Annotated in this window: 26 protein-coding genes; 11 read left to right on the top strand and 15 right to left on the bottom strand. The window is 33.7% G+C overall.

The features are described from left to right. Window positions 1-262: 262 nt before the first annotated feature. Entirely contained in the window at window positions 263-784 is a 522-nt protein-coding gene (locus HUW50_RS22865) for a DUF4871 domain-containing protein (RefSeq protein WP_185653365.1), read from the bottom strand. Window positions 785-1,244: 460 nt separating this feature from the next. On the opposite strand from HUW50_RS22865, the gene HUW50_RS22870 reads away from it, so the two are divergent. Beyond that, a complete protein-coding gene (locus tag HUW50_RS22870) occupies window positions 1,245-1,589 on the top strand; it encodes a hypothetical protein (RefSeq protein ID WP_066333098.1) in 345 nt (114 codons plus the stop codon). Between the two features lie 529 nt (window positions 1,590-2,118). Here HUW50_RS22870 and HUW50_RS22875 read toward each other — a convergent pair. From HUW50_RS22875 to HUW50_RS27235, 3 genes are all read right to left on the bottom strand, one after another. Beyond that, window positions 2,119-2,652, bottom strand: a complete 534-nt coding sequence (locus HUW50_RS22875) for a hypothetical protein (RefSeq protein ID WP_066333095.1) — start codon at window positions 2,650-2,652, stop codon at window positions 2,119-2,121. Continuing rightward, window positions 2,652-3,119, bottom strand: a complete 468-nt coding sequence (locus HUW50_RS22880; RefSeq protein WP_232329037.1) for a hypothetical protein — start codon at window positions 3,117-3,119, stop codon at window positions 2,652-2,654. The genes HUW50_RS22875 and HUW50_RS22880 overlap by 1 nt, the downstream gene beginning before the upstream one ends. Window positions 3,120-3,330: 211 nt before the next feature. After that, window positions 3,331-3,459, bottom strand: coding sequence for a hypothetical protein (locus HUW50_RS27235; RefSeq protein WP_260445586.1), 129 nt, complete (start codon window positions 3,457-3,459; stop codon window positions 3,331-3,333). A gap of 465 nt (window positions 3,460-3,924) precedes the next feature. Between HUW50_RS27235 and HUW50_RS22885 the strand changes: the two genes are divergently transcribed. Continuing rightward, window positions 3,925-4,422 (top strand): hypothetical protein, encoded by a 498-nt coding sequence (locus HUW50_RS22885; RefSeq protein ID WP_066333092.1) that lies wholly within the window; start codon window positions 3,925-3,927, stop codon window positions 4,420-4,422. Between the two features lie 607 nt (window positions 4,423-5,029). On the opposite strand, the gene HUW50_RS27645 is transcribed toward HUW50_RS22885, so the two are convergent. After that, window positions 5,030-5,413 (bottom strand): AbrB/MazE/SpoVT family DNA-binding domain-containing protein, encoded by a 384-nt coding sequence (locus HUW50_RS27645; RefSeq protein ID WP_066333089.1) that lies wholly within the window; start codon window positions 5,411-5,413, stop codon window positions 5,030-5,032. Between the two features lie 127 nt (window positions 5,414-5,540). On the opposite strand from HUW50_RS27645, the gene HUW50_RS22895 reads away from it, so the two are divergent. From HUW50_RS22895 to HUW50_RS22905, 3 genes are all read left to right on the top strand, one after another. Next, complete coding sequence (locus tag HUW50_RS22895) at window positions 5,541-6,938, top strand: sensor histidine kinase (RefSeq protein WP_066333134.1); 1,398 nt, start codon at window positions 5,541-5,543, stop codon at window positions 6,936-6,938. Next, window positions 6,913-7,602: a response regulator transcription factor gene (locus HUW50_RS22900; protein WP_066333086.1), complete on the top strand. Its 690-nt coding sequence runs from the start codon at window positions 6,913-6,915 to the stop codon at window positions 7,600-7,602. Before HUW50_RS22895 ends, HUW50_RS22900 begins: the two co-directional genes overlap by 26 nt. A 179-nt stretch (window positions 7,603-7,781) precedes the next feature. Beyond that, window positions 7,782-7,928 carry a hypothetical protein gene (locus tag HUW50_RS22905; protein WP_185653366.1) on the top strand — a complete coding sequence of 49 codons (147 nt, stop codon included), beginning with the start codon at window positions 7,782-7,784 and terminating at the stop codon, window positions 7,926-7,928. Window positions 7,929-8,296: 368 nt separating this feature from the next. On the opposite strand, the gene HUW50_RS22910 is transcribed toward HUW50_RS22905, so the two are convergent. Together HUW50_RS22910 and HUW50_RS22915 are read right to left on the bottom strand one after the other, a co-directional pair. Then, complete coding sequence (locus tag HUW50_RS22910) at window positions 8,297-8,881, bottom strand: YdhK family protein (protein WP_185653367.1); 585 nt, start codon at window positions 8,879-8,881, stop codon at window positions 8,297-8,299. A 1,124-nt stretch (window positions 8,882-10,005) separates the two neighbouring features. After that, window positions 10,006-10,179, bottom strand: a complete 174-nt coding sequence (locus HUW50_RS22915) for a hypothetical protein (RefSeq protein ID WP_185653368.1) — start codon at window positions 10,177-10,179, stop codon at window positions 10,006-10,008. 879 nt (window positions 10,180-11,058) lie between these two features. Here HUW50_RS22915 and HUW50_RS22920 point away from each other — a divergent pair. The 3 genes from HUW50_RS22920 (at window position 11,059) to HUW50_RS22930 (ending at window position 13,916) form a co-directional block, all read left to right on the top strand. Then, entirely contained in the window at window positions 11,059-11,475 is a 417-nt protein-coding gene (locus HUW50_RS22920) for a DUF1284 domain-containing protein (protein ID WP_066333080.1), read from the top strand. Between the two features lie 494 nt (window positions 11,476-11,969). Then, window positions 11,970-12,458 carry a CBO0543 family protein gene (locus HUW50_RS22925; protein ID WP_066333078.1) on the top strand — a complete coding sequence of 163 codons (489 nt, stop codon included), beginning with the start codon at window positions 11,970-11,972 and terminating at the stop codon, window positions 12,456-12,458. 645 nt (window positions 12,459-13,103) lie between these two features. After that, window positions 13,104-13,916, top strand: coding sequence for a glycerophosphodiester phosphodiesterase (locus HUW50_RS22930; RefSeq protein WP_185653369.1), 813 nt, complete (start codon window positions 13,104-13,106; stop codon window positions 13,914-13,916). 423 nt (window positions 13,917-14,339) lie between these two features. On the opposite strand, the gene HUW50_RS22935 is transcribed toward HUW50_RS22930, so the two are convergent. The 4 genes from HUW50_RS22935 to HUW50_RS27440 all read right to left on the bottom strand — a co-directional run bounded on the left by HUW50_RS22935 (window position 14,340) and on the right by HUW50_RS27440 (window position 16,551). Next, on the bottom strand, window positions 14,340-14,789 hold the full coding sequence (locus HUW50_RS22935; protein WP_066333074.1) for a S1 domain-containing RNA-binding protein: 450 nt from the start codon (window positions 14,787-14,789) through the stop codon (window positions 14,340-14,342). Window positions 14,790-15,391: 602 nt separating this feature from the next. Further along, window positions 15,392-15,844, bottom strand: a complete 453-nt coding sequence (locus HUW50_RS22940) for a hypothetical protein (RefSeq protein WP_066333072.1) — start codon at window positions 15,842-15,844, stop codon at window positions 15,392-15,394. Between the two features lie 116 nt (window positions 15,845-15,960). Then, complete coding sequence (locus tag HUW50_RS27435; protein WP_311774002.1) at window positions 15,961-16,230, bottom strand: hypothetical protein; 270 nt, start codon at window positions 16,228-16,230, stop codon at window positions 15,961-15,963. Window positions 16,231-16,242: 12 nt separating this feature from the next. Further along, window positions 16,243-16,551: a VWA domain-containing protein gene (locus HUW50_RS27440; protein WP_311774003.1), complete on the bottom strand. Its 309-nt coding sequence runs from the start codon at window positions 16,549-16,551 to the stop codon at window positions 16,243-16,245. Between the two features lie 100 nt (window positions 16,552-16,651). On the opposite strand from HUW50_RS27440, the gene HUW50_RS22950 reads away from it, so the two are divergent. Further along, the gene (locus HUW50_RS22950) at window positions 16,652-17,131 is read left to right on the top strand and encodes a hypothetical protein (RefSeq protein ID WP_185653370.1); all 480 of its coding nucleotides are present in this window, start codon (window positions 16,652-16,654) and stop codon (window positions 17,129-17,131) included. 479 nt (window positions 17,132-17,610) lie between these two features. On the opposite strand, the gene HUW50_RS27650 is transcribed toward HUW50_RS22950, so the two are convergent. Continuing rightward, entirely contained in the window at window positions 17,611-17,703 is a 93-nt protein-coding gene (locus tag HUW50_RS27650; RefSeq protein ID WP_396652654.1) for a putative holin-like toxin, read from the bottom strand. A 371-nt stretch (window positions 17,704-18,074) separates the two neighbouring features. Between HUW50_RS27650 and HUW50_RS22955 the strand changes: the two genes are divergently transcribed. Then, on the top strand, window positions 18,075-18,221 hold the full coding sequence (locus HUW50_RS22955) for a BH0509 family protein (RefSeq protein WP_157094400.1): 147 nt from the start codon (window positions 18,075-18,077) through the stop codon (window positions 18,219-18,221). Window positions 18,222-18,411: 190 nt separating this feature from the next. Here HUW50_RS22955 and HUW50_RS22960 read toward each other — a convergent pair whose 3' ends face one another. The 3 genes from HUW50_RS22960 to HUW50_RS22970 form a co-directional block, all read right to left on the bottom strand. Then, window positions 18,412-18,789, bottom strand: a complete 378-nt coding sequence (locus HUW50_RS22960; protein WP_066333066.1) for a hypothetical protein — start codon at window positions 18,787-18,789, stop codon at window positions 18,412-18,414. Between the two features lie 642 nt (window positions 18,790-19,431). Then, window positions 19,432-19,827, bottom strand: a complete 396-nt coding sequence (locus HUW50_RS27445) for a hypothetical protein (RefSeq protein ID WP_185653371.1) — start codon at window positions 19,825-19,827, stop codon at window positions 19,432-19,434. A 332-nt stretch (window positions 19,828-20,159) separates the two neighbouring features. Further along, entirely contained in the window at window positions 20,160-20,636 is a 477-nt protein-coding gene (locus tag HUW50_RS22970; RefSeq protein ID WP_066333057.1) for a hypothetical protein, read from the bottom strand. 839 nt (window positions 20,637-21,475) lie between these two features. On the opposite strand from HUW50_RS22970, the gene HUW50_RS22975 reads away from it, so the two are divergent. Next, window positions 21,476-23,041 (top strand): MIR domain-containing protein, encoded by a 1,566-nt coding sequence (locus HUW50_RS22975; protein WP_185653372.1) that lies wholly within the window; start codon window positions 21,476-21,478, stop codon window positions 23,039-23,041. Window positions 23,042-23,055 lie beyond the last annotated feature (14 nt).

Genomic DNA, 23,055 nt, shown 5'->3' on the forward strand with positions numbered 1-23,055 from the left:
CTCGTTGCCTGATGGGAAAATGCTACAGCCTCAGGATCAATTGTACTCACAGGAGGCTCAAGTCATGCCCTTAAAACGTGTATCTATGACTACATGTAATCAACGATAAAAGGTGCATTCTTTTAACTTTTTTGAGCTGATACTGTTGATAAGGGCCATTTTGTTGAATATCGTTATTAGCAAATAATCAATAAATTTAAAAATAACTTTGATTCCTAACAAGGTTTTACTGGCTCGTTAGCCGTACGCCTGTATAAAACTCTTATTGGACTTCAATTATAATGCTACCAAACAGGTTATTTTCAATATAAGCATCCAATTTCCAAATTCCTTTTGCTGGTAAATTCAAATATCCTACGGATTCACCATAGTGATGTGGGGGTTTAACTATCTCTTCGTTTGGTACACCAATATAGCTTTCAAATGCTGTAACAGTTTTTCCGTCCTCTTTACTTGTCCCAATTATTTTCACTTGCTTTTTGAATAACTGTTCCGTCTTTTCTGTAGATCCTCCCCAAAAATGAAGTAATTGTTTATTATTTGTGCCAGCATTAACTGGTGCATCAACAATAGCAAACTTGCCTTTAACTCCACGCAAACCATAAGGTACATCTTTTCCATTTGGACCTGGTTTGGAGATTGTAAAGGTAGGGCTAACTTTACATTCATCCATTTTAGTCTCTGATGATGTAGGCGTATTGTTTTCCTTAACTGCAGATGAATTTTCACTTGAACAGCCTGTTAGTAGCAAAAATGTACAAATAGATATAAATATATTCTTCACATGTCACCTCTCACAAATTTTTCATAAATAATTCGATATAATAGATAAAAGACCTGCTATTAAATTAAATGATTAACCTTTTAACCCTTATAAATTTCTTCTTTGTTTATTCTTTTTTAATTGAAGCATAGTACCATAACCATGCTCCAAAACTGAATAGCACTCCTATAATTATAATAAAACCAGCTGTCTCCATAAAAGACCTCCTTAAATTACCCTCCTTTAAATTTAACATATAATTCCATTTATGAATATACTTTCCTTCTTAAACTAACAACAAAGCTTCGCATTATTCAAGTCTCACTCGATTAACATAAAAAAAGAGCACAATTCTTGCTACGGAATTGCGCCCGTTTCTTGAATATAGTTCATACAAAATGAGTAACTTGTTTTCACCTTACATAAATATTTTGCATTTGGGCAAAATTATAGAAACAAATCTAATTGGAGAACAACATTTATGATTTTACTTTCTCTTTTCTTAATGTTAGGTGGGTTATTAATTATTAATGCTATTTACGCTTACCAGACTAAGCACATTGACTCTAATTTTTTACATACTTTATGGTACTATATTAAACTTGTACCTTTTTTCCTGTCTGCGAGTATGATGATTGGATACGGAGTAAAATATTTAACAAAAATTGTAGATGACTTAACCTTCTCACTTATTGTATCTAAAGGAATGGAGATCCTAGTTAGTGTAGCAATTGGATACATATTTCTTAAAGAAATTCCCAATTGGCGTACAGGGATCGGTATCACAATTATATTAATTGGTTTTTGGATATTAAAAGGAAAATAAGAAAGAGTTGTAAAGTGACAATAAAGTTACTTAATTTTAAAACTTCAAACACGTATAACCCCGTTCTGATTTTTAGTACGGGGTTAAAATAAACTTGTTTAATTTTTGATGTAAGAAACTTCAAAGTAGTTTAAATCTAAGGGTTCTTCCACAATAGCGCACTATTGTTGAAGATTATATATTATTTAATAGTTATTTACTTACTGATACTGTTCCCGCACCTATTTAAGGAATACTTACACTAGAATAAAGATTTCAATACAATATGTGCCTTTGACCAAATTGACAGTAGTATTGGGTGTAATATTACAGATAATTCACCCGTTGATGTCAACCGATCAGCGTTATCATTTACATGATGTTAAACATTGACAAAAACAAAGTTGAGGAAAATCCTGAAGAAAAAAGAAGATTTCTGGTGATGATACACATTTAGATCAAAATAATAAAGTTACATACCAACAAATCAATATCTAACTCTACGAAAGTACTGAACCTGTTGTTACTGCGCATTATCGTCTTAGAAAAATCATTTTTTTTTTAAAACTGGACGGTTGCTATTAAACTGCCTTCGATCTTGTGCAAACGCCATACGATACAATAAAATATGAATACTCATCAAGAACAAGTAAATGGGAAAGGAATAAATTAATTTGTAACCGTGTTTGTAATGGTATACGCCTATCTGTACACCCAGCCATTCTAACCCAACAGCTACTGCAGCCCAAAATAGAATATAAACAATCATCTTTATTTTAAACATTCGCATCTGTTCATACCAATAAATAAACCAATATCCAAACGGCGCATACATCATATAAGAAAAAAAATCAATCAATTGATATTTTGATTGGTCTCCCAAATCATAAAGTTCAAGTGGAGGTATCTTTAAAGTATGATCAAAAACGAGTCCGAATGCAACGCCTATAAGTATGTTAAAGGTTGTTTGTAAAGGAGAATATCGCTGTGGAAACAACCAAATCGATGCAAAACCAATGACACCTACACCGATAACGAACCACTCATTCCCATTGAATTGATTATCATAAACGATGTTTTCCATCACCGAATCCATCCTTCCTTAGACGCCATACGTTGAAAGAGTCTTCCTAAAAGCAATGTATAAGTCATAACAATCACGATCATCACTGACTCCATAACGAAATTCCAATCCTTATTAGTAAGTACGTGATTCCATCGAAGCGTCGCTCCGATGAATATTTGGAACAAAAACGTATAGATCGATATTCCCCAGCGGATGCTGGATTTAGAGGTCGTTAGAAACACGTTAGCAAAGGTAAGAAGAACAAAAGTAACTGTGAAATCGTTGTGTAGGATCATGGACAGGAAGTGAGGGATGCTATTTGTGTTAATTTTGAATAAATTGAGATTGAACGCGGAAATCGTCAGTTTGTTTGTTAAGATAACATCAATGGCCATAAACAAAAGGAGGTTAACAGACAATGGCAGCTTCTTTGAGAGACTAACTTGAACCATAATACAGAACCATGCAAAAAAAATAAATATCACTACTATCAATTTAAAATTCCCCCTTCCTACATGTAGTATATTGTGTATTTTTATAATCCCCCTTATACTTCAGCTTATCCATAATCAGCGTAATATGTTTATCCGTGACATTTCAAAAATTAGCATATGAATTAATGTGATTTAAACATCACATTAATTCATAAATTTGCTCACACCTTCCCACCCACTTCCAACAATAAATATGCTTTTTTTATGATACGGTTCTGCTCCCCTTATTAGATGGTAAAGCATTTTCTGAAGAAAACCAGAAGGCAATTTTCTTTATATCCTTCCGATTTTCCTCCATTTGTATTTCCTTGATTAAAGCACGAACGAACATTTTTTTCTCTTCACCATCTGCTTTATGGAACAAGTCATAAAGTTAAGCAGAGCAGCGATTACTATTTCGTTATCTATTTTATTTGAACTAGATAGCTTTTCAATCTCTCTTTTTTGATGCTTAACCTTCTGTTCAAAATTCTCAATGTCAAATTGAATGTTTATAGAGGAAGCAAAGAAAGTGAATGTCACGTCTTGATATACGATAAGAAAAATGAAAAAATGAGGGAACTTTCAAAAGAAGAGAGAGCCTTAGAAAATGGAATATAGAAAGCACCAAGCTTAAATGGTATATAAAGAATGAGATAAAACCTTCTAAACCGGTAGCCACCCCAAACATTATTCCAATTAGAATGTTATTCTGCTTAACCAAGTCAATGTTTCAGTTACTTTTATCGGATAAATCTAATAAATTTATGAATCGAGAGTAACACTACACATAAAACTAATATGGGGTATTAATGACATGAAACAGATTATTCTCTGGTCACTCTTGATATTGCCTTGGGCGTCCTTGCTTTTTTTGAAAATGAATACTGTACGCAGGTACATGCCGGTCGCTCTTTTTATGACCGTTATTCATACCTTGGCATATCAAGCGGCTTACCATTACGGATGGTGGAAAGAGACAGGTTCCAGTCTGTTCGGGTGGGATAAAGTCGTCCCGGTTCCTTGGGTGTATGGAGCATATTTAGTTATAGTTATCTGGATATTCCGCTTTACTTTCGGGAAATTTTGGATGTATTTAACTGTCAATATACTTTTGGACGGGTTATTTATGTACATCGTTTACCCGGTATGGCAACGGATGGGGCTTGTTTCGAGTGAATCGACTTTGTCTACAATAGCTATTGTTGCTATGATGGTCGGTTTTGCAATTATCATTTATCTGTATCAACTGTGGCAGGACGAAGTCTTCAAACAGCCTAAAGCGAAACTCATAAATGACCAAGAACTGACTTGAGGGACATAGGGAGGGACATAGGGACAGGTCATTTGTCCCAACAATTGATCTTTTAGGATATTAATAGAAAGATCTAGCTAGCGTTTGTTTAATAAAGAGAGACATACCTTACTTGCAACTCATTGTTTCTCTATTTCACTGACATTTGCTCAAATACAAATATTTATTGGTACCAATTAAAGTGCCTAATTATCCAATACAAGTTTATAACCTTTTTCCCATATGCATTACATTCACAGGGACAATGAACCTGTCCCTGTGTTCCCCTGTACATAAAAAAACCTACTCTTCAATTGGTAAATTCATTTCTTGCCCGTCTCTTAATACTGTGACTGTTTTCGCCTGTAAGCCCATAAGCTTCTTAATGGCTTCATATGAACGTCCCTTTTAGCGGATTTTATTCCCACAATATATAGGGGCAGTTTAATTCAAATAACATTTTTCAAAAAACACGTGTATATTTTGAATACAGATAATATATATCACTAACTCGACTTAGTTAATCTTGCTGCTATAATGGTTCTAAATTAATCACGACAAAAGTTCCTGTTTTTTGCTAATCTCTTTAGATAATGTAGGTTTTATCTTCCTTTTATACTGAAGTATTTTACTCAATATTATCTTTAAAATATCTTTTACTGTCATGAATTAAGCTGATTTTCTGTTCTTCTTTATTTAAGGTGAATCTAAAAACAGCTTCTGAGTCGATATTACATAATCTTCTAATCTCAATAGGTAAATGAACAGTACCGTTTTGACTGAACACACATTGATTTTCAATTATATAGTGCTCTTTATTTGTCATTACGATTTCTTTACCCTCTAAAAAAATATTAATAAAATCACCAGGTTCGAGATTTATTTCATTTCGTATAAAACTTGGTATATATATCTGTCCAGTCTTGGTTAATGTTAGCTTATTCAGTTCAATCACCTCAGGATTAATGGTTATTTGAATAGAATAATTAAAAAGTGTGAAGAAAATATGCATTTTTTAAGCTATAAGTTTTTATTTTGAAAGATTTTATGTAATGTTAAAGAAAAAATTAAAATATTCAATCTGCATAATTTCTCAACATTTCCACTGTAAAATATCTCTATACTCGTAAAGGTGAATGATTATGAAAATCTCAATTAAATTAGGCTTATGGTTCTTTATTTGCATTTTTATCATTGAAACTTGTTCAATGATCTATTTACATCGTAATGTCGTGCATTCTCTTGTCAATGAAGAACTATCATCATTAAAGGCTAGAGGAAATAGCCATCGCGATGTTCTAGAAATGTCATTTGATAGTACAACTTTACATCACATTGGATTAATGGAATCCCAAACAGATACAGAAGTCGTGATTACAAATACAGACGGTAAAATATTAGAAACATCTAAGTCGATCGACGATGATATTGAAAAAATAATAAGTGAAGCGATTGAAGATATACCAAGAAATGGACTCATATTACAATCAGACTTACAAGAGGAAAAGTACATTGCAACGGTTTCATCTTTTGATGGAGGAAAAGAAAATCAAGGATATGTTTACATGTTCAAAAGCAAAGATCAGATTCATCATTTTATTTCACAATTAAATAACCATTTCATACTTGCTGCATTACTGATCCTATTTTTTATGTTTATAACGATTTTCTTTTTATCTAGAGCTTTAACAAAACCCCTTGTTTCGATGAAAGAAGCAACTAGAAAACTAAGTAATGGAGATTTTTCTGTTTCTCTTCCTGTTACTTCAAATGATGAGCTTGGTGAGTTATCAAAATCTATTCAAACATTGGCTAATGATTTGAATTATTTAAAAAAGGAGAGAAATGAATTTTTAGCAAGTATCTCTCATGAACTTCGCACTCCTCTAACCTATATAAAAGGTTATGCCGATCTTGGAAGAAGAAACGATTTAGATGAAACAGAAAGAATTAATTACTTAAACATCATTCATGAAGAAGCAGATCATGTAAGTGTTTTATTAAAAGAATTATTTGAACTTGCAAAGATGGACCAAAATGCCTTTTCCATTTCTAAAGAACGAACTAACATTTGTTTATTCCTTCAATCTATTTTTGGAAAGGTACTACCTGCATTTAAAAGTAAGGGAATTCATTTGGAGTTAAATTGTAAGGAAGCTTTTTTCGTTGAAATTGATCCTATACGCTTTGAACAAGTCTTTTTAAACCTATTAGACAATGCTCTAAAATACTCTAAAGAAAATACAACTACTTCGATTGAAGTCTTGCAGGAAAATAAAAATATAATTATTTTTATCAAGGACCAAGGAAAAGGAATTCCTTATGATGATTTACCTTATATCTTTGACCGCTTATACCGTGTTGACAAATCTCGATCCAGATTGACTGGTGGTTATGGATTGGGCTTGGCTATTGTAAAAGAAATAGTAGAAGCTCATAATGGTGAAATTTCAGTTGATAGTCAAGATGGTAAAGGAACATGTTTTAAAATCGTATTAAAGGAGCAATTAAATGAAAACCGTTTTACTGATCGATGATGAACAAAGAATGCTTGATTTATTATCTTTATATTTATCTCCTTATGGTTACACGTGTATAAAGAAAGTCTCAGGAAAAGATGGTATACAGTTTTTGGAGAAGGAAGATGTCGATATTGTCATTCTTGATGTCATGATACCAGAAATGGATGGTTGGACAATCTGTAAAAAAATAAGAGACTTTTCGAATGTTCCCATCATTATGTTAACGGCTAGAAGTGCTAAGGAAGATATCGTTAAGGGATTAAAAACTGGTGCAGATGATTATTTATCAAAACCTTTTAACGAACAGGAATTGCTAGCAAGAATCGAAGCTTTGATTCGTCGGATTAGTAGGCATAAAAATGAAGAAGGGCATGTTACTTTTAAAGGTTTAACTTTAAATAAATCAACCTTTGAATTACGATATCTTAATGAAGGAATTACAGTGACGCCAAAGGAATTTGCCCTATTAGAATTATTTTTGAACTACCCTAATAAGGTTTTCTCACGGGAGCATCTCCTTACAACTATATGGGGACTAAGAGCCGAAACAGAAGACAGAACAATTGATTCTCATATTAGAAACATCAGAGATAAACTACGTCATGCAGGATTTCCAGTTGATAAACATATGAAAACCGTTTGGGGTGTGGGATATAAATGGAGTTCAGATGCATACTAGTGACTCAGACAATTAACTAAACGTGAAAATGTTCTTTCTCGAGCTTTCAATATACTAGCGCATTTCCTTGTATTGGTAGTTCTGTCTAATGGACGTAGCCTTATATTATTACCTAATTAGAAACACACTTAATGTAAAGTGCCAAATGGTAATGGTACTTTTTACGAGGAGGTTACATAATGAAAGATAATGGTGATCAAATTAGCGAAGGGTTAAATCAAATATTAGAAATCATTAATGCAAAAGGAGACACAGGGGAAATAAATAATATAGTGGAAAGATCCCACAACGATTTCGATAAGTCCAAGAATGATACTAAATCTTAAATTAAGAACAACGTGAAATTCTACGAAAAAGCATGTGTCAATGTAGTCAGAACTTTTTTTGAACACTATTTTTATGTGGAACTTTATTTTAAAAGAAAAAGAGCTTATCTATTTTTGATAAGCCCTTTTTAGATTTTCTATTAATTTAAATTGGCTGTTTTCGCAAACTTTGTTGCTTTTAAAATAGTATTGGGTTGGTTGATTGCAGCGAGAGGATGCTCGCTTTCCGTGGGGCGGGCGATGAGCCTCCTCAGCGCGAAGCGCCTGCGGGGTCTCATCTGTCCCGCTATTCCCACAGGAGTCTCGCACCTTCCGCACCAATCAGTTTTGTTCAAAAACAACAATCTTTTAGAAAAGAGCCTTTAAATTTATTTTGGTGAAAGTTCACTTTCCGTTACCCATTTGTGATTTTTAACTTCTTCTCCTCCGTTTGTCGGAGTGTAATTGACCATATATACAGTTGTTGCTTCAGCTGAATCTATTACAGCTGTTGCTCCTTGCATCCCTTCCATATGATCTGCATTTATGATAACTTCTGTTCCTGGCTCGAAGGTTTCATCCCCAGCATCTTCAATTTCCTCGTGAATAACCCATTTATGATTTTCTACTCTTTCTCCACCAGTTGTTGGGGTATAGGAAACAACATATGCGGTGGTTTCATAGGCTCCTACAATTGTTGCTTCAGCACCCTTCATCCCTTCCATATGGTCTGTTTCAAGAATAGCTTGACTTCCGACTTTATAGGTAGGATTTTCTGCCACTTTCAAACCATCCGGAACTTCGCCTGAGCCAGAATGGTTCATTTTAGAATGGTCCATTTCCATATTTTCTTCAGAACTTGAATTCATGTCAGTGTTTTGATCAGGTACATTTTCCTCATTATCACTTGCACATGCTGATAACGCTAATGCTAAAATCATTGAAACAATTCCTAGTCCAATTTTTTTACTCATTATTCTCCTCCTATCGACTTATAAAAATAAACATTTCTAACTAATCAGTTACTTTAACATGCTTTCTTTACTGTTAACATACCCTTTTCTTTCGCTTCTAATGGGTCTAACAAAAGATTAACAAAAAAATTTGCAGAAAATATGCATATTATCTATTTTAAATTATCAAATGTTTTACAAGTTCCTAATTTGACTTTAGATTTTTATATAATTGTGCAGAAATTATGTAGGATCAATGCTATATAAAACTCTTTGTTATTAATACATGGTTGTATTTATTGCATAAGCATAAGGGACTTTCAAATAGAAAGCCCCTTATGCTTATAAAAGTCTAATTTAATAAATGTTCTTTATAAAAATATCCGATTGTAAATAAAAAAAACTGTAACAAACAAAGATAAAGTAAATTTCGAAATACCTGTTAGATAACTTGATGTTAAGGTTGTAATGAACGTGAATAATAACCATTTAAATGATGTGGTAAGATATTAACCATTTCCATTTACCTCTTTTGCTTTGCTTGAACTCCAATAATAATCTACAAAAACATCTGTAAATCCATCAACTGTTCTGTCAAGTTCATCCAGATTATTATCAGTCACAGTTACTAACCTACTGGAAATGTTCCCATAAAAAAATTACGTCCTTTTGAAAATGTACCGAATGAAAACCGAAATGGTCTTCCTTAGCTGTCAAGACACGGAAACGTTAGGAATTACACAGGTTAAGAAACCGATTCTCTACAGTAAGGCAACTAATTAGATTGGAATTGGTAACCCGCCTAAATCCATCCTACACCAGTCTTTACCTAATTGGAACTTACTGACAGCATTGCGGATGCTATGATCGTCAAATCATGAAGGAATATCGAAAATTGCTCTTTTACCTGAGGTGATTGCTCTTTCTATATGTTTGCGTCAACCAGGAGACATTTAATATAAACGAGATCATTTACGACTTACTGCTAGTATCTTCTGATTTACTAATAATAAGGATCAGAAAATTTGTAACAGATTACATTTTTACCGGGAACAGCATGTTTTACGTCCGGGAAAAAAATAATCATTTGCGGATTAGTTACTCTTATATAAATGAGGAATTATTAAACTCATGGAATTACAGCATTATGTAATATACTTCATGCTATGATAATGATCATCATTTTCTAGCACACCGAATATAGACCTTAATAGATCCTCATAGTTATCAAATTTTTCTGCCCACAATGAAATATCTTCGAGTAGTGGAAAGCCTGGGTTATTGTTTGAAATTTCCTTTCTTTTTTTAACAAAGAACATATTCGCTCATCGATTGGAGTTAACCGTTCATCATAATACTCGGTCGGTCGTTCAAAAGGCATTCGTTTCATTACATTCCCACCTCATTAATTAATAATCTCCTCTTAAATATTAACACATATTGGAATTAAGTATATTTTTTCTTAAGCTAGCCTTCCCTAATGCTTAGTACCAGTTATTTTAAAATCAATAAAGAGGCTTACCCTATTATAGTTAAGCGCCCAATTATTGGATAAGCTGCTACATAATTGGCTAACTATGCAATAAATTCCATCAAACGTCGAACTTTTTACGATTCTTCATTTAAATCCTTATTAATAGAATATCAACCTTTTATGTCCTTCTAACCCTAATAAATACACCAATAAGAATCGGTAATATTGCACAGAGAATAAAATAAAAAGCTCCAAAGCTCATTCCAATAAAAAATAACAAAATTCCGTATATAGGACCAAATAAAAATATCAATAAATACTTAATGACTTTGTTTTCGATCAATTTAAAAACAATAAAACTATATGAAAAAACACAAATAACTATTAATAAAGCCACCATCTTAATCACCTCTTTTTAGTGATGTGTGTATCTTCCATTATCTTATTGATATTCGACGCATGTTACCTTGAACATCGTTAATTAAAAAAGTTCCTTTTAATAATCAATTCTATTATTTCACTCTAGCCCCTTTAATTGAATAACTAAAATCTGAAATCACTCATAAAATCACTTCATTCTTATTTATCTAACCTGCCCCCCCTTTAGTGAAATAAAAGTTCCCAATTGATCAGGTGTGATATGTTATCATAAAAAAGTACGTTAACTAATTAATCATTTCAGTTAACATTTAAATTTAATTAACCTGTCGACTGGGGGAATTTTGTGTATAAACTGCGAGGTCATCATATTTTTTGCCTTCTAGGCTATCGGGGAATGGGCTATTCCCAAGAATACATTGAAAATATGACACGTTTGCATCAAACCTTGAGAGACAACCCTAAAACGTGGATTTATCTTGTAGAGGGACCTGATCAGTTGTGTGAAAAGTATCCCAACTCAGGTGAATACCACTGCAAAGACAACAATATTTATGAAAGAGATTCCGCTATATTAGAAAAATTGGGACTCAAAATCGGACAAATTCTGAATTGGGAGGACATTGAGTCAAAAATCAGAAAGTATATCGTACCCTCTGATATTAAAACAGTGTGTGAAAATTGTTCCTGGCGTTCATATGGTGTTTGTGAGGAAGGAATTCAAGAGATTCTTGAAGGAAAGGGTTTAAGGGAAGTTAAATAAGCCTTTCTCCTTTTATTAAAAAGTTCCTAATTTATTATTTATTCCTTAAATTAACCTTCACGTTACTAAAGCGCGATTACTCATGTTGAACAATTGCGCTTTAGTGTTGAAGACATATTGCTGTAAATAAACTAGGTAGTTTGAGTTTTTAACCTTTCTTCTTAAACACTTCACTAGTGGATCCTATAATACAAATTAATTTTAGAACTGGTATAACGATAGGGACTAAGTAGCCGAGTAAGTCCACAACTGTTCCTACACTCATATTAATTTGTATAAAATGTGAATTTGATCTAATTCTAATGTCTCCAATTTATTACTCGTATTTCTCAGGCAGCAGCCCTTGTTTACCGAAGAACACTCCTTCACTACATAAGCGAATTGCGTATTAAGATAAATTATCCTCAATCAAAAAAGTAATAAGTTTTCATGAATAAATATTAATCATTAACCGGAAATTAAATTTATAAATAACATTAATGGAAGGACACCTTATGAATAAGTTCGAAAAAAATACACTTAGATTTTTATTATTATTCAGTATAGTTTCTTTTTTAAATTTAATGAGAAAACCTCCCGTGAAAGACTGGATGCTAATTTTTTTATTCAAAGGATATCTTTCCTCAATTCTAGATAAGTTAGTTGTGAGAAAAGGCTATGTTTCATATCCAGTTAAGTTATTTAAGTCGTTTGACATTAGTTTTATATTTGATTATTTGCTCTATCCAATTGCATGTGTATATTTTAACCAAGCAACAAAATCTTCGAACTTATTTGGTATTTTAATTAAGTCACTCTTTTTTAGTGTACCAATGGCATTAATCGAGTATTTCTTTGAAACTAGAACAAGCTTAATTCGTTTTAAAAAGGGCTGGACTTCCTTTACCAGTTTTTATTCGTTAACAATTACATTTTTAATTTCAAGAACATTTATTGCTATTATTAGAAAACTTTCTAATAAACCAGTTCAAGAAAATAGTTAGGGGCTGGTTTATGTCGCTTGTTGTGTGATTTCTGTAATGTCTGAAATGAAATAAGCGCGTATCCTTGTTCATGGATCGCGCTTTATTATTGTTAAGATCGTTTTTTAGTTAAGACCTCTAAGGATAGCATCAACATTACATTTGGCAATCCATTCTATTTACTCTTTAACTTTAATTTGAGCATCTGATTCTTAATTTTCATCTGATGTAACTCGATACATTAATGCTGTGTCAACAAAATGTAATAATTCGATGTTAAATGGGGAAAGTGCATTTCTATATATTCTATATTCGAATGATGGGCGTGTAAGCATACTAATCTTTTTTTTCAATTCCATTCCACCTCTAATATATTTCTGCTTTATTCTATCAGTATGCAAGTCCAAATTTCTATTAAAATTGAGATAGAGACCCTTTCCTCTTATTCTACTAAATGGCCTTACACTTTTTATTAAAGCACCCTATAGAAACCTTCACAATCTCTTCTACCCGTTAACATAATCTAATCCCTAAAATGTGTTTTTTTATGTGACGACAAAAAATAACAAAATCATCTTAAAAATTAATAAAAAATTAATGTTCTATTTACATTGTTTATGTATTGTTAAATCGTAGTACATATTAAAGAATAGGATGTGGAGAACAGTGAAGAAGAAAAGAATTTTGTCATTGTCTGTACCGATTATGTTGGCAACATCTTTGTTTGGAAGTGCTGCAAGTGCAGCCCCCAATGATAACTGGTTACTAAGCAGTAAAACAGAGTTAAGTGCTCACCGTGGTGCACAAGTGGCCGCTCCTGAAAACACATTAGAAGCGATAACTCAGGCTGGACTATTAGGATATGGCTTTGTTGAAATTGATGTCCAAAAAACAAAGGACGGCCAATACATATTAATGCATGATAAAACGGTTGACCGCACTACTACAGGCTCTGGAGAGGTAAAAGATTTAACATTAGAAGAAATTCAAAGTTTTGATATTGTAGATATAGAAGGAAAAGTAACAGATTATAAAGTACCAACACTTGAGGAAGTGTTAGAGGAAGCTCATAAATACAATATTGGTATCAATTTTGATGGTTCAAAAGGCGACTGGGATGATAAGGAATTCGTAGACGATATTATGGAAGAAGCTGAGGAAGCTAAAGTATTAAATCATTCATTCTTTGTACTAAGTAATGATGATATCCGAAATCAATTTAACGAATGGTACCCAGAAGCAACTCTGACATTCCTTGGAAATGCATTGAAGAATGTAGATGCTGATATTGAAGAATTAAAACAATATGATAATGCCATTTACTCAACATCGATTAACAATGTAGATGAAGAAACTGCCAAAGAAATTAAAAAAGCAGGCCTAAAACTGCATGTATACTCAGTTAACACTGCTGAAACATATGAAAAAGCGAAAAGTATTCATCCACGATTGATTGAAACTGATGTGATTATACCTTAATATCATTGATGGAATAAATGAATATTTTTTGTCCCTTCGTAATGGTACTTTTAAAAATATAAAATCTCGTCAGTCGATAGTGAATTGGCAGAAAAAGTGTGTAAATTTCACAATAAAATTCATACGCATCTGTTCGCCATACCTTTTTCCTATATATTCCCATGATGGATAGATGATCAATTAAAAATCAAATAGAAGACTTATCAAAGTTCCAACCAGATGGATTATAAACAGTTAACTTATAAAACATATCGCTCTCAAAAGAAGCCTGTACACCTTATAAATAAAACATATAAAAATCCCGAATAATGGACTTTTTTAAAAGTGTCGATTATTCGGGATAAAGTTCAAAGTATGGCTAACCATGCTTTTTCAAATGAAAAATTCACTTATCTAGATAATGAAGTATCAAAAAAACAACAGTTATCCGCGTCTTCCGCCTCTACCGCCCCGTTTTGATTCTGTACTACGTTTAAGAGTGGATAAATTCTCTTCACTACTCTTTAAAAAACGAGACATTTTATCTTCAAAATTTTCCTTTGGTTTGAAATTGCTTTTTGAACGGAAGTCTTTGGATCTGCTGTCAGTTCTTCCCTGGCGTGCTGGGCGTTGGGAATAAGAAGAGGTTTGTCCTTCTGGTTTATCTATAGCTTTTTTGATGGACAAGGCCGTTTTTCCGTCTTTCTCACTAATTACTTTTACTTCAACTTGGTCGCCTACTTTTAGATGGTCATTTACATCTTTTACATAGCTATCTGCTACTTCACTGATATGCACAAGACCTGTCGAACCTCCTGGTAATTCTACGAATGCTCCAAAATTAGTGATGCCTGTTACTTTACCTTGTACCTTGCTTCCTACTTCAATTGACATAAATATAATGTTCCCCCTTAATATTGTAAAAACACTTTATTATAACAGATTGAAGCAAATAATACTAATTAGAGTAATTTTCCTCTTATTTGTTAATTCATCCTTCTAACTAAAGCGGGTTTAATTCAGTTTTTTCTTTGAGTAGAATTAAATAATAGTAAAAATAAGAAGGTTTAGAATGTTTATTAGAGGGTAAAAGTTGGTTAAATCATAATATAAATGGAGGTTCTACTATGGTTGTGAAAAAAATTAAAAAAATTTTAGAAAATCCTAAAGTAAAAGAAGCAGTAACTGAAAAAGTAATACCGGCTATTAAGAAGGAAATAAAAAAGAAAAAAATAGATGATGTGTAAAACGACTATATACTTACTACTCCTATAGAAATGGAGCATTTGCAAAGTCATATCTTTAATCTTGAAATTGATTTTAACATCGTTCTTCAATACCAAGAGCACCTATCAAATATTTCGGTTGAAATAGATGCCCTCGCTAGTGAGATTGAAGTATATAAGCAACTTCAATCTATCCCCTGGAATCAGAAAGAAAATCGCTGCAACGATTGTTTCTGAAGTTGAAGTGATAAATCGATAGTTTAAATAAAACTACATAACTTCTAAAACAAATGCATAAAAAGCATCTCCATGAGATAGGTTCGCTTCCTTTTCATCCATCCACCATACACCATAAGAATAGTAGTAAACACCTTTTTGTGTAGGTGCTAAAAAACTATTTTCTTTAACCAAGACTTCATTTTCATTATTTTCACTAATTTGTGTAAGATGGAATTCGTTAGGTTTTGGTTCATAGTCCATTATAAAAGATATTTTCTCACCAGGATTTACTTTTATAGGTTCTTTTCCCTCTAAAAGTTCAACAGGTCCAGCCATATCAACACATGTACCTTTCCAACAATAAGTGCCAAGCTTTGTTTCATACTTTTCATTACCAATTTGTATATAGACTTCTGGAGGTTTTTCTCCTGACATTTCTTCTTTTGAACAACCAATAATGATAAAGCCAAAAAGAACTAATAATACATAAAGACATTTATTCATAAACTTCCCCCTTTATGTTTAAAGACGTATTAAAATAAGCAAAGGTTACTCATATATTATAGATGGAATTTTTGGATCATTATTTAATTGATAGATGTAAAGCAAGATATTTCTGTTTATATTCTCCTCCCTTGTATTTCAGACACTGCCTCAAATACCATGTTAAACATTTTTTTAACTCCTTTATTTGAAGCATCAAAGTTATATGCATTCTCATCCTCAATTCCAATATTACCAGCCTCTGCTGCTGCATCCATATTTGCACCTAAAAAGATAAACTCCCAGTTGTATTTTTCTTTCTGTTGTGCGATCAGTTGTTTCACTTTTTCATAAGTAAATTCACGGCTGGCATTTTCTAGACCGTCTGTTGTAATAACGAAGATCACCTTGCCTGGTCTTTACTCTTCGCTTGTATGATAAAGCCTATTCCCTACATCAACGATCGTCTTGCCCACTGCATCCAGTAAGGCGGTAGTTCCTCTTACAAAGTAATCCTTATCCGTTAGAAAAGTATGCTGTACGTCAATACCATTCCATAGTATTTCATAGGTGTCGTCAAAAAGAACAGCCGTAACATTTGTTTCAGTGTTTATTTGACTCTGTTTCTTAATAAAAGCATTAAATCCGCCAATTGTATCACTCTCTAAACCTGCCATTGAACCGCTTCGGTCAAGAAGAAAAATAATTTCTGCCATATTCGTATTCATATAGATCAACATCCTTTCAATTGTGTTTATGCTATAATTTTAGTGGAGTTCAAACTTGTTTTGGTCGCTTGTTAAGCGACATTTTTGGAGGGGCTATTTTATGCTTGAGAAAAAGATTTTAAGAGAATTACTGGAGTATATTGAGCTAAATACAGTGGTATTGGATTTTCTTAGTTCTGAACCAATTATTATTGAGGATGTAAAACATAACGCATTAGAAGAATTTATTACTATTCATCGTGAACCATCATTTGCTCAAGTTTTGTTTAGTTTCGTTGATAAAAAAGGCTGCAATGACTCCGATATTTACAAAAAGGCCGGTATTGACCGCAGGCATTTTTCGAAAATCCGCTCTAAATCCGATTATCGTCCAGGTAAACCTACAGTGATTGCGTTGGCCCTTGCACTTGAACTTAACGAAGAAGAAACCGATCAACTGTTAGGTTCTGCCGGTTTCTCCTTATCAAATAGTGATACGTTTGATTTAGTTATTCTATTTTGTTTAGAAAAGAGAATATATGAACTAGATGAAGTTAATCAAGCTCTGGAGTACTTACATTTAAAGCCTTTAATTAAGTAATAGTTTAGTATTCGTCTTAAAATAAGTTTTTTCTAGAAACGATTGGATGACAAATCCAAAAAAACAAAAAAAGGATTTTAGCCCAAAAGACGCTGTTTTCGTATTCTCTTTGTAGCTTTGAATAATCGTTTTTCCTGAAGCTACTTCATATTAATTTTTTAACAAATCGCCAATTTTTGTCCTAATAAACCAATTATTCTCTCAAAGCTTACCACGGTAAGGTTTATATTTGGATCTTAAGGATTTAACTGACAACACAAACTAGGAAATACCATCATGAACACTTTTTTTGCTTTTCTTTTCATTGCTTTTCAATCATTGAATCTTTGGTTATACTAATAGTAGAAAAAACATAAACTAAAAAAGACTGCTCGGTGCTAGAACACCAAACAGTCATACAATAGCAGGTTCCCTTCAAAGGGGATCAGCGTGTTAAGGTAAAAAACTCACCCTATTGCACTCCAACGCTCAAGGGTGGGTTATTTTTTGTCTCTAAAAGATATGATGGACAATACCAAACTTGCAAATGCTATCATAAGCATTAATGTCTGATCTACTGTCATCATATGCATCACCCACTTTCCTTCTGGGGTAACGATGACCACCCTTGAGTTTCCTGACTATTGCATAACTATTATAACAGAAATAGAACTCATGTTCTGTATTAAAGATGCATTTATTTGCTATTTTTTAACGAGGACTTACTCCTTTTTCAAATATTTCCATTTTTTAAAGATACCTTTAACAAATCTCTGACTTTTTTAGTTATGTTTTAAAACCAGAAGCAATAGATAACTTTTCTATATTAATTTTTGAAAAGTAATCTCAAATTGATATTTGTTTCATCTCGATTTGAGATATATAATAAAAACAAGAAAACAAAGCAAACGCTTTCAAGATTGTAACTTCAACGTTACTTCTTATACATAAGGAGGACTTACCTATGAGCCAATTAGCAAGAGAATCTAAAGTGAAAAATTTATTAGAAAAACAAAAATTCAATCAAAAAGAAATTTCCCAAATGACAGATTCACAGATTGAATATTATCACTGGCTCTATTTTGAAGATTCTGTTTACGATTATATGTAATTTAAAAATATATGGATAATAATTAAGCTTAAAGCCTTTGTACATACTACAAAGGCTTTATTCTAAGTGAGTCTTTGGTTCACTCTTTTTTTGTTATTTCCAAAAATAAAAAAAAGAAGTTGAATATTATTTTTCAACTTCTTTAGCTTTAAAATATAGTTTAATCAACCTTCATTTTAGCCTTTACGACTTAATCCCAAAAGCTTAAATGTATCGTACTACTAGTCCTTGACTTCGCAAAAAATTCTGCTTGACTTCCTCCATCAACAAAGCCACCAATATTATAAAAATACCCACATTTGCCTCGTCCTATATATCTTGCTCCTACATAATCATTATAACTTTCAGGATCGTACTCCCACAATTCAACTTTTACCTCACCAGCTGGACCCACGTAAGCATCCCTACAAATCTTATAATCTCCACCACCAGAGGCATACACATGACTTTCAGCACCATTAGAATAAAGACTTTCTTCTCCTAAGTAATCCCAGCCACTAGCAAATGTAGAAGAAGGGACCAACAACGCAGCTACTAATGCCACGACACTCATTTTAAACTTTTTCATACTCATTCCTCCTCTCCCGTTTTGATTGGAAAAATATTATTACTCATATAACTTTACCAAAATATTACTTTTTTTACATCCTTCAAAGGTAAGAGTATATAATCCTTACCTTTTTTGATTTTTTTTGAAAGATACAGGACTACGGAACGAGATATAATGTAGACTATTTTGATTTCGGTTACTATATAACTAATATGAAAGGGGAAAAAGCAATGTGAGTATCTATATCATTATACAAATTTAGAAACCTTAAAGCTTATCTTAAATAATCGAACGTTTCGTTTATCCTGTTTGAATAGAATGAATGACCTAGAAGAAGGTGATACAGAAGAATTTCAAAAGTTGGGGAGATTTATATATATATAGTTGGAACAAATAATCATATCCCATATCCACGCAATAGCAAAGACACCTATTCCGAAAACCTTAGATGAAAAATCCTACTTGCATAAAACCACACTTTTTCATGCAAAAATATAGGCAATCTTTTAATAGTTTTTCCTACTGTTGCTCTGCTACCTGTTGTAAAGAAGCAGCTTTATGTAAATTAATAATGAATACATACAAAAATAAGGATTTTTTTTATCAATATAGACAAAGATACTTTCCTTTTTATTTGCTTTTCATATATTGATAGCAGATTTAATAGAAAGGAGTGATATTCATATGGCTTATTACAGTTATAAATATTACTGTTATAAATATTGTTGTTATAAGAAGAAAAAATCTTACGACGATCACGATGATTATTGTTGTAAGAAGGAAAAATGCTACGATGATCACGATTATTATTGTTGTAAGAAGGAAAAATGCTACGATGATCACGATTATTATTGTTGTAAGAAGGAAAAATGCTACGACGATCACGTAGATTTTTGCTGTAAGAAGAAAAAATGCTACGACGATCACGTAGATTTTTGCTGTAAGAAGAAAAAATGCTACGACGATCACGTAGATTTTTGCTGTAAGAAGAAAAAATGCTACGACGATCACGATAAATGGTAGTTTGTTAAATAAAAGTAGGGTATCTCCTACCATGGCTTCTATTGCTATTCCATCAAATATTATAAAAGTTCTATAGTGTTAGGTTTAATTATTTTAAGTCATTCCTTTTATAAATTGGGATGGCTTTTTATTTACATAAAATAGAATTTTCCTTGTCCCTGGTGACAACTTCGCTGATATTACCACCTTATATTGCTGAATTTGGGGTCTTGCCAGAAAAACGTGGAATACGAACGTTAAGACTGGAAAACCCCTAATATTAGGCTTTTTCTGTACAATAACTTTATTTGTTTGAATAAGTTGAACGAAGATTAGAAATTATTCGGCTTTAAGAATGATCAATTTAGTTATGTCCCAGCTTCTTTTTATTGATCTTCAGCTTCTTCACTATCATTGGTAAATAAACTTCCAATAAATGCAGCAATCTGTGCAAGTTTCTCTATATCTAGTTTTTCCAATATACTAAAAGATGGTTGAGGTGGTAGTAGACCAGTTCCACGTAAAACCCTGTTTAATAGTTCTTGTTGCTGTTCCATTTGACTGTATAACTGTTTCAATGTTGATTCTTGTTCTTGATCTTGATCTTCATTGCTATTATTGCTATATAAACTTCCTATAAACGCCGCAATCTGTGCAAGTTTCTCCGTATCTAGTTTTTCCAATATACTAAAAGATGGAGGTGGTTGTAGACCTTTTCTAGTTTCCAATAACACATCATTCACTAGTTCTTGCTGCTGTTCCATTTGCTGGAATAACTGTCTTAACATTGATTCTTGTTCTTTCACCTGTTTAATTAATTTATTTAACTGTGCCTCTTTATTACAATTACTACATTTACACATTCTCTTACCTCTTTCTTTTTTTATAAATTGGCTCTGTTAAACTTGGTTGTTGATTTCCGCTGCAGGCGTTCGCTTTCCGCTCCAATCAACAAGGTACCAAAATCAACAGTGAGCTTTAACAGAGCTTTATATTAAAAACAACCTGAAATATGTGTAGAGGTAACTGGAGCAGCAATTCCTCCACTATAACTAATATTTTGTGAAACTTTTGCGTCTAGAAATTGACCTGTATTTTTCACCTCTTTTCTAATGATGTCCTCTATTATATGAATGTGAGTATATTTACGTATAGACAAGTAATTTAGTTTAATAGAATTGTTTTAACCGTAAATGATTGTGCAGTCGATAAGATTGATTCATCATTGCTAATGTGTTTCATTTAGTATTAGTTGACTTACTAGAAAAATATGAAAAGTGACCAAAGAAACAAAAAGGCATTCGCAACTGCAGCCATTTCAGAAGGCATAAAGCCTGTTCAGAAACCATAATATATCGGATTTCTGAACAGGCTTTTTTTTTTATAACGTCTCATTATGTAAACTTAAAAATCCTCAATATACTCTTTTATATCAACCCTTTATAAAAATCCTGTATAAAGTTAGTTAACAATTATTCGAAGATTATAAGTTTATCAGCATTATTTAAAACCTTATTATTATACTCATCATCAACATGACTAACTTCGAATGTTTCGGTTAAATCGCTTCGTTCATCTAATTCCTGTTTGATGTATTGTCATATTTTTTTCATCCAATGACTGTCCGCATTAACATAAAACGAAAAATATGCACATATCCATTTTAAGTATTGTTCGATATTGAGAATGGAGTGATTAAAAGATGGCTAACCAACTTCAGCCAGGGCAGCAACTTCTGGCAAACCAACAGCTCACTGCAAACAATGGGCGAGCATTCTTAATTATGCAGGAAGATGGAAATTTTGTTCTCTACGAAGTACATAAGGGCAAAAATATCCCGGTTTGGGCGTCTAACACCAATGGTAGTGGTGCCGTGAAAGCAGTCATGCAGGGTGATGGCAATCTTGTCGTCTACAAGGCTAATGGCCAGGCGGTCTGGGCCTCTGGCACAGATGGGAACAGCGGAACATACCTATCCCTTCAGGACGATGGGAACGCGGTAATCTATAGTAACCAAGGAAATGCACTCTGGGACACAGGAACATGGCGCCATAGTCGAAAGCTTGGTTTCGATCCAGCGGTGCATGGATTTTTGTTTAGAAACAAGTTCGTCAATAATGTAGCTAACATCCCGGGATATGGTCAAGTGAAAACACAGGGACGGTGCGGAGGAATGGCTTTTGCCGCTCTCGACTACTTTCTCAAGGGTATTCCGGTTCCAAAATACACCGGGAGCCTGTTCAACGGGGAGGTTCCGCCGGATGGACACTGGCTTGCGGATTATCTATACAGTCGACTTATGGACAGCTTCCTTGTACCTTCCTCCATCAAGTATATTAATTGGACGGTCGCATCAGATCATTCTACCGTTTTTGGAGGAAAGGGAGTCAGTCGCTGGACAAAGGAGGAGGAATTTCCAAAGCTTCGGTCGCGCATCGACTCCGGTAAACCTGTTGTCCTCGGTATGATAGATGCAACCAACCTTGGGCAGATCGGATCAGAGAATCACCAAGTTCTAGCCTATGGATATGAGTGGCATTCGAAGGCTAACATTATGAAAGTATTCGTGTACGATAACAACACGGTAGGAAGAGAAGTGGTTTTATCCTCTGAACCAGGCAACCAACACTTTGACGCCACGAATACTGACCCATGGAGAGGCTTTTTCGTTGTCGACTACACCCAGAAGAATCCGCCTGTGTTCACGACCAATCCACCGGCAGCCAATGCTGTGGTTCGATACGGTCAGACCATTAAGGTAAGTCATCTCATGACAGGCCTGACTCTTCATTCGCATGCACTTAACTATTGCCATGGAGGCAGCTCAGGTCAACAGCAGATAACTTGCTTCAGAGGGGCCGATGACAATGACCTTTGGAGAATCAAGGGGCCAGATGGTACGGATGCAAACTATAAGATCAATGAAGTAGTCAAGCATGGCGATGTGATCCGGCTCGAGCACGTGCTCACAAAACGCAACCTGCACAGCCACTCGGGACACCCTTCCCCTGTCACTGGTCAGCAGGAGGTTACCTGCTTTGGCTCTGATGGCCAGGGAGACAACAACGATAACTGGCGGGTCGAGTTCGTAGGTGGCGGCCTGTGGTCAGCGCAGCGGCGAGTCCGCCTTGTCCACCAGAATACAAACCATGCCCTCCACTCCCACCTCGAGCACAGCCATGACAAATGGACTGCAGGCCAACAAGAGGTAACCGGCTTCGGTGGTCGTGACGATAATGACTGGTGGTGGCTCCTCGAAATCCGCTGAGAAGGGTAGACACG

Origin of the sequence: Metabacillus sp. KUDC1714, from assembly GCF_014217835.1 — a bacterium.
Lineage (GTDB): Bacteria > Bacillota > Bacilli > Bacillales > Bacillaceae > Metabacillus > Metabacillus rhizosphaerae.

Excerpts from the sequence above, each read along its gene's own strand:
- HUW50_RS22870 (WP_066333098.1), top strand. The coding sequence starts at position 1,245 with ATGATTTTACTTTCTCTTTTCTTAATGTTAGGTGGGTTATTAATTATT.
- HUW50_RS22875 (WP_066333095.1), bottom strand. The coding sequence starts at position 2,652 with ATGGAAAACATCGTTTATGATAATCAATTCAATGGGAATGAGTGGTTC.
- HUW50_RS27235 (WP_260445586.1), bottom strand. The coding sequence starts at position 3,459 with ATGTTCGTTCGTGCTTTAATCAAGGAAATACAAATGGAGGAAAATCGG.
- HUW50_RS22885 (WP_066333092.1), top strand. The coding sequence starts at position 3,925 with ATGAAACAGATTATTCTCTGGTCACTCTTGATATTGCCTTGGGCGTCC.
- HUW50_RS27645 (WP_066333089.1), bottom strand. The coding sequence starts at position 5,413 with ATGCATATTTTCTTCACACTTTTTAATTATTCTATTCAAATAACCATT.
- HUW50_RS22900 (WP_066333086.1), top strand. The coding sequence starts at position 6,913 with ATGAAAACCGTTTTACTGATCGATGATGAACAAAGAATGCTTGATTTA.
- HUW50_RS22905 (WP_185653366.1), top strand. The coding sequence starts at position 7,782 with ATGAAAGATAATGGTGATCAAATTAGCGAAGGGTTAAATCAAATATTA.
- HUW50_RS22910 (WP_185653367.1), bottom strand. The coding sequence starts at position 8,881 with ATGAGTAAAAAAATTGGACTAGGAATTGTTTCAATGATTTTAGCATTA.
- HUW50_RS22915 (WP_185653368.1), bottom strand. The coding sequence starts at position 10,179 with ATGTTCTTTGTTAAAAAAAGAAAGGAAATTTCAAACAATAACCCAGGC.
- HUW50_RS22925 (WP_066333078.1), top strand. The coding sequence starts at position 11,970 with ATGAATAAGTTCGAAAAAAATACACTTAGATTTTTATTATTATTCAGT.
- HUW50_RS22935 (WP_066333074.1), bottom strand. The coding sequence starts at position 14,789 with ATGTCAATTGAAGTAGGAAGCAAGGTACAAGGTAAAGTAACAGGCATC.
- HUW50_RS22940 (WP_066333072.1), bottom strand. The coding sequence starts at position 15,844 with ATGAATAAATGTCTTTATGTATTATTAGTTCTTTTTGGCTTTATCATT.
- HUW50_RS27440 (WP_311774003.1), bottom strand. The coding sequence starts at position 16,551 with ATGAATACGAATATGGCAGAAATTATTTTTCTTCTTGACCGAAGCGGT.
- HUW50_RS22950 (WP_185653370.1), top strand. The coding sequence starts at position 16,652 with ATGCTTGAGAAAAAGATTTTAAGAGAATTACTGGAGTATATTGAGCTA.
- HUW50_RS27650 (WP_396652654.1), bottom strand. The coding sequence starts at position 17,703 with ATGCATATGATGACAGTAGATCAGACATTAATGCTTATGATAGCATTT.
- HUW50_RS22955 (WP_157094400.1), top strand. The coding sequence starts at position 18,075 with ATGAGCCAATTAGCAAGAGAATCTAAAGTGAAAAATTTATTAGAAAAA.
- HUW50_RS22960 (WP_066333066.1), bottom strand. The coding sequence starts at position 18,789 with ATGAAAAAGTTTAAAATGAGTGTCGTGGCATTAGTAGCTGCGTTGTTG.
- HUW50_RS27445 (WP_185653371.1), bottom strand. The coding sequence starts at position 19,827 with ATGGTAGGAGATACCCTACTTTTATTTAACAAACTACCATTTATCGTG.
- HUW50_RS22970 (WP_066333057.1), bottom strand. The coding sequence starts at position 20,636 with ATGTGTAAATGTAGTAATTGTAATAAAGAGGCACAGTTAAATAAATTA.
- HUW50_RS22975 (WP_185653372.1), top strand. The coding sequence starts at position 21,476 with ATGGCTAACCAACTTCAGCCAGGGCAGCAACTTCTGGCAAACCAACAG.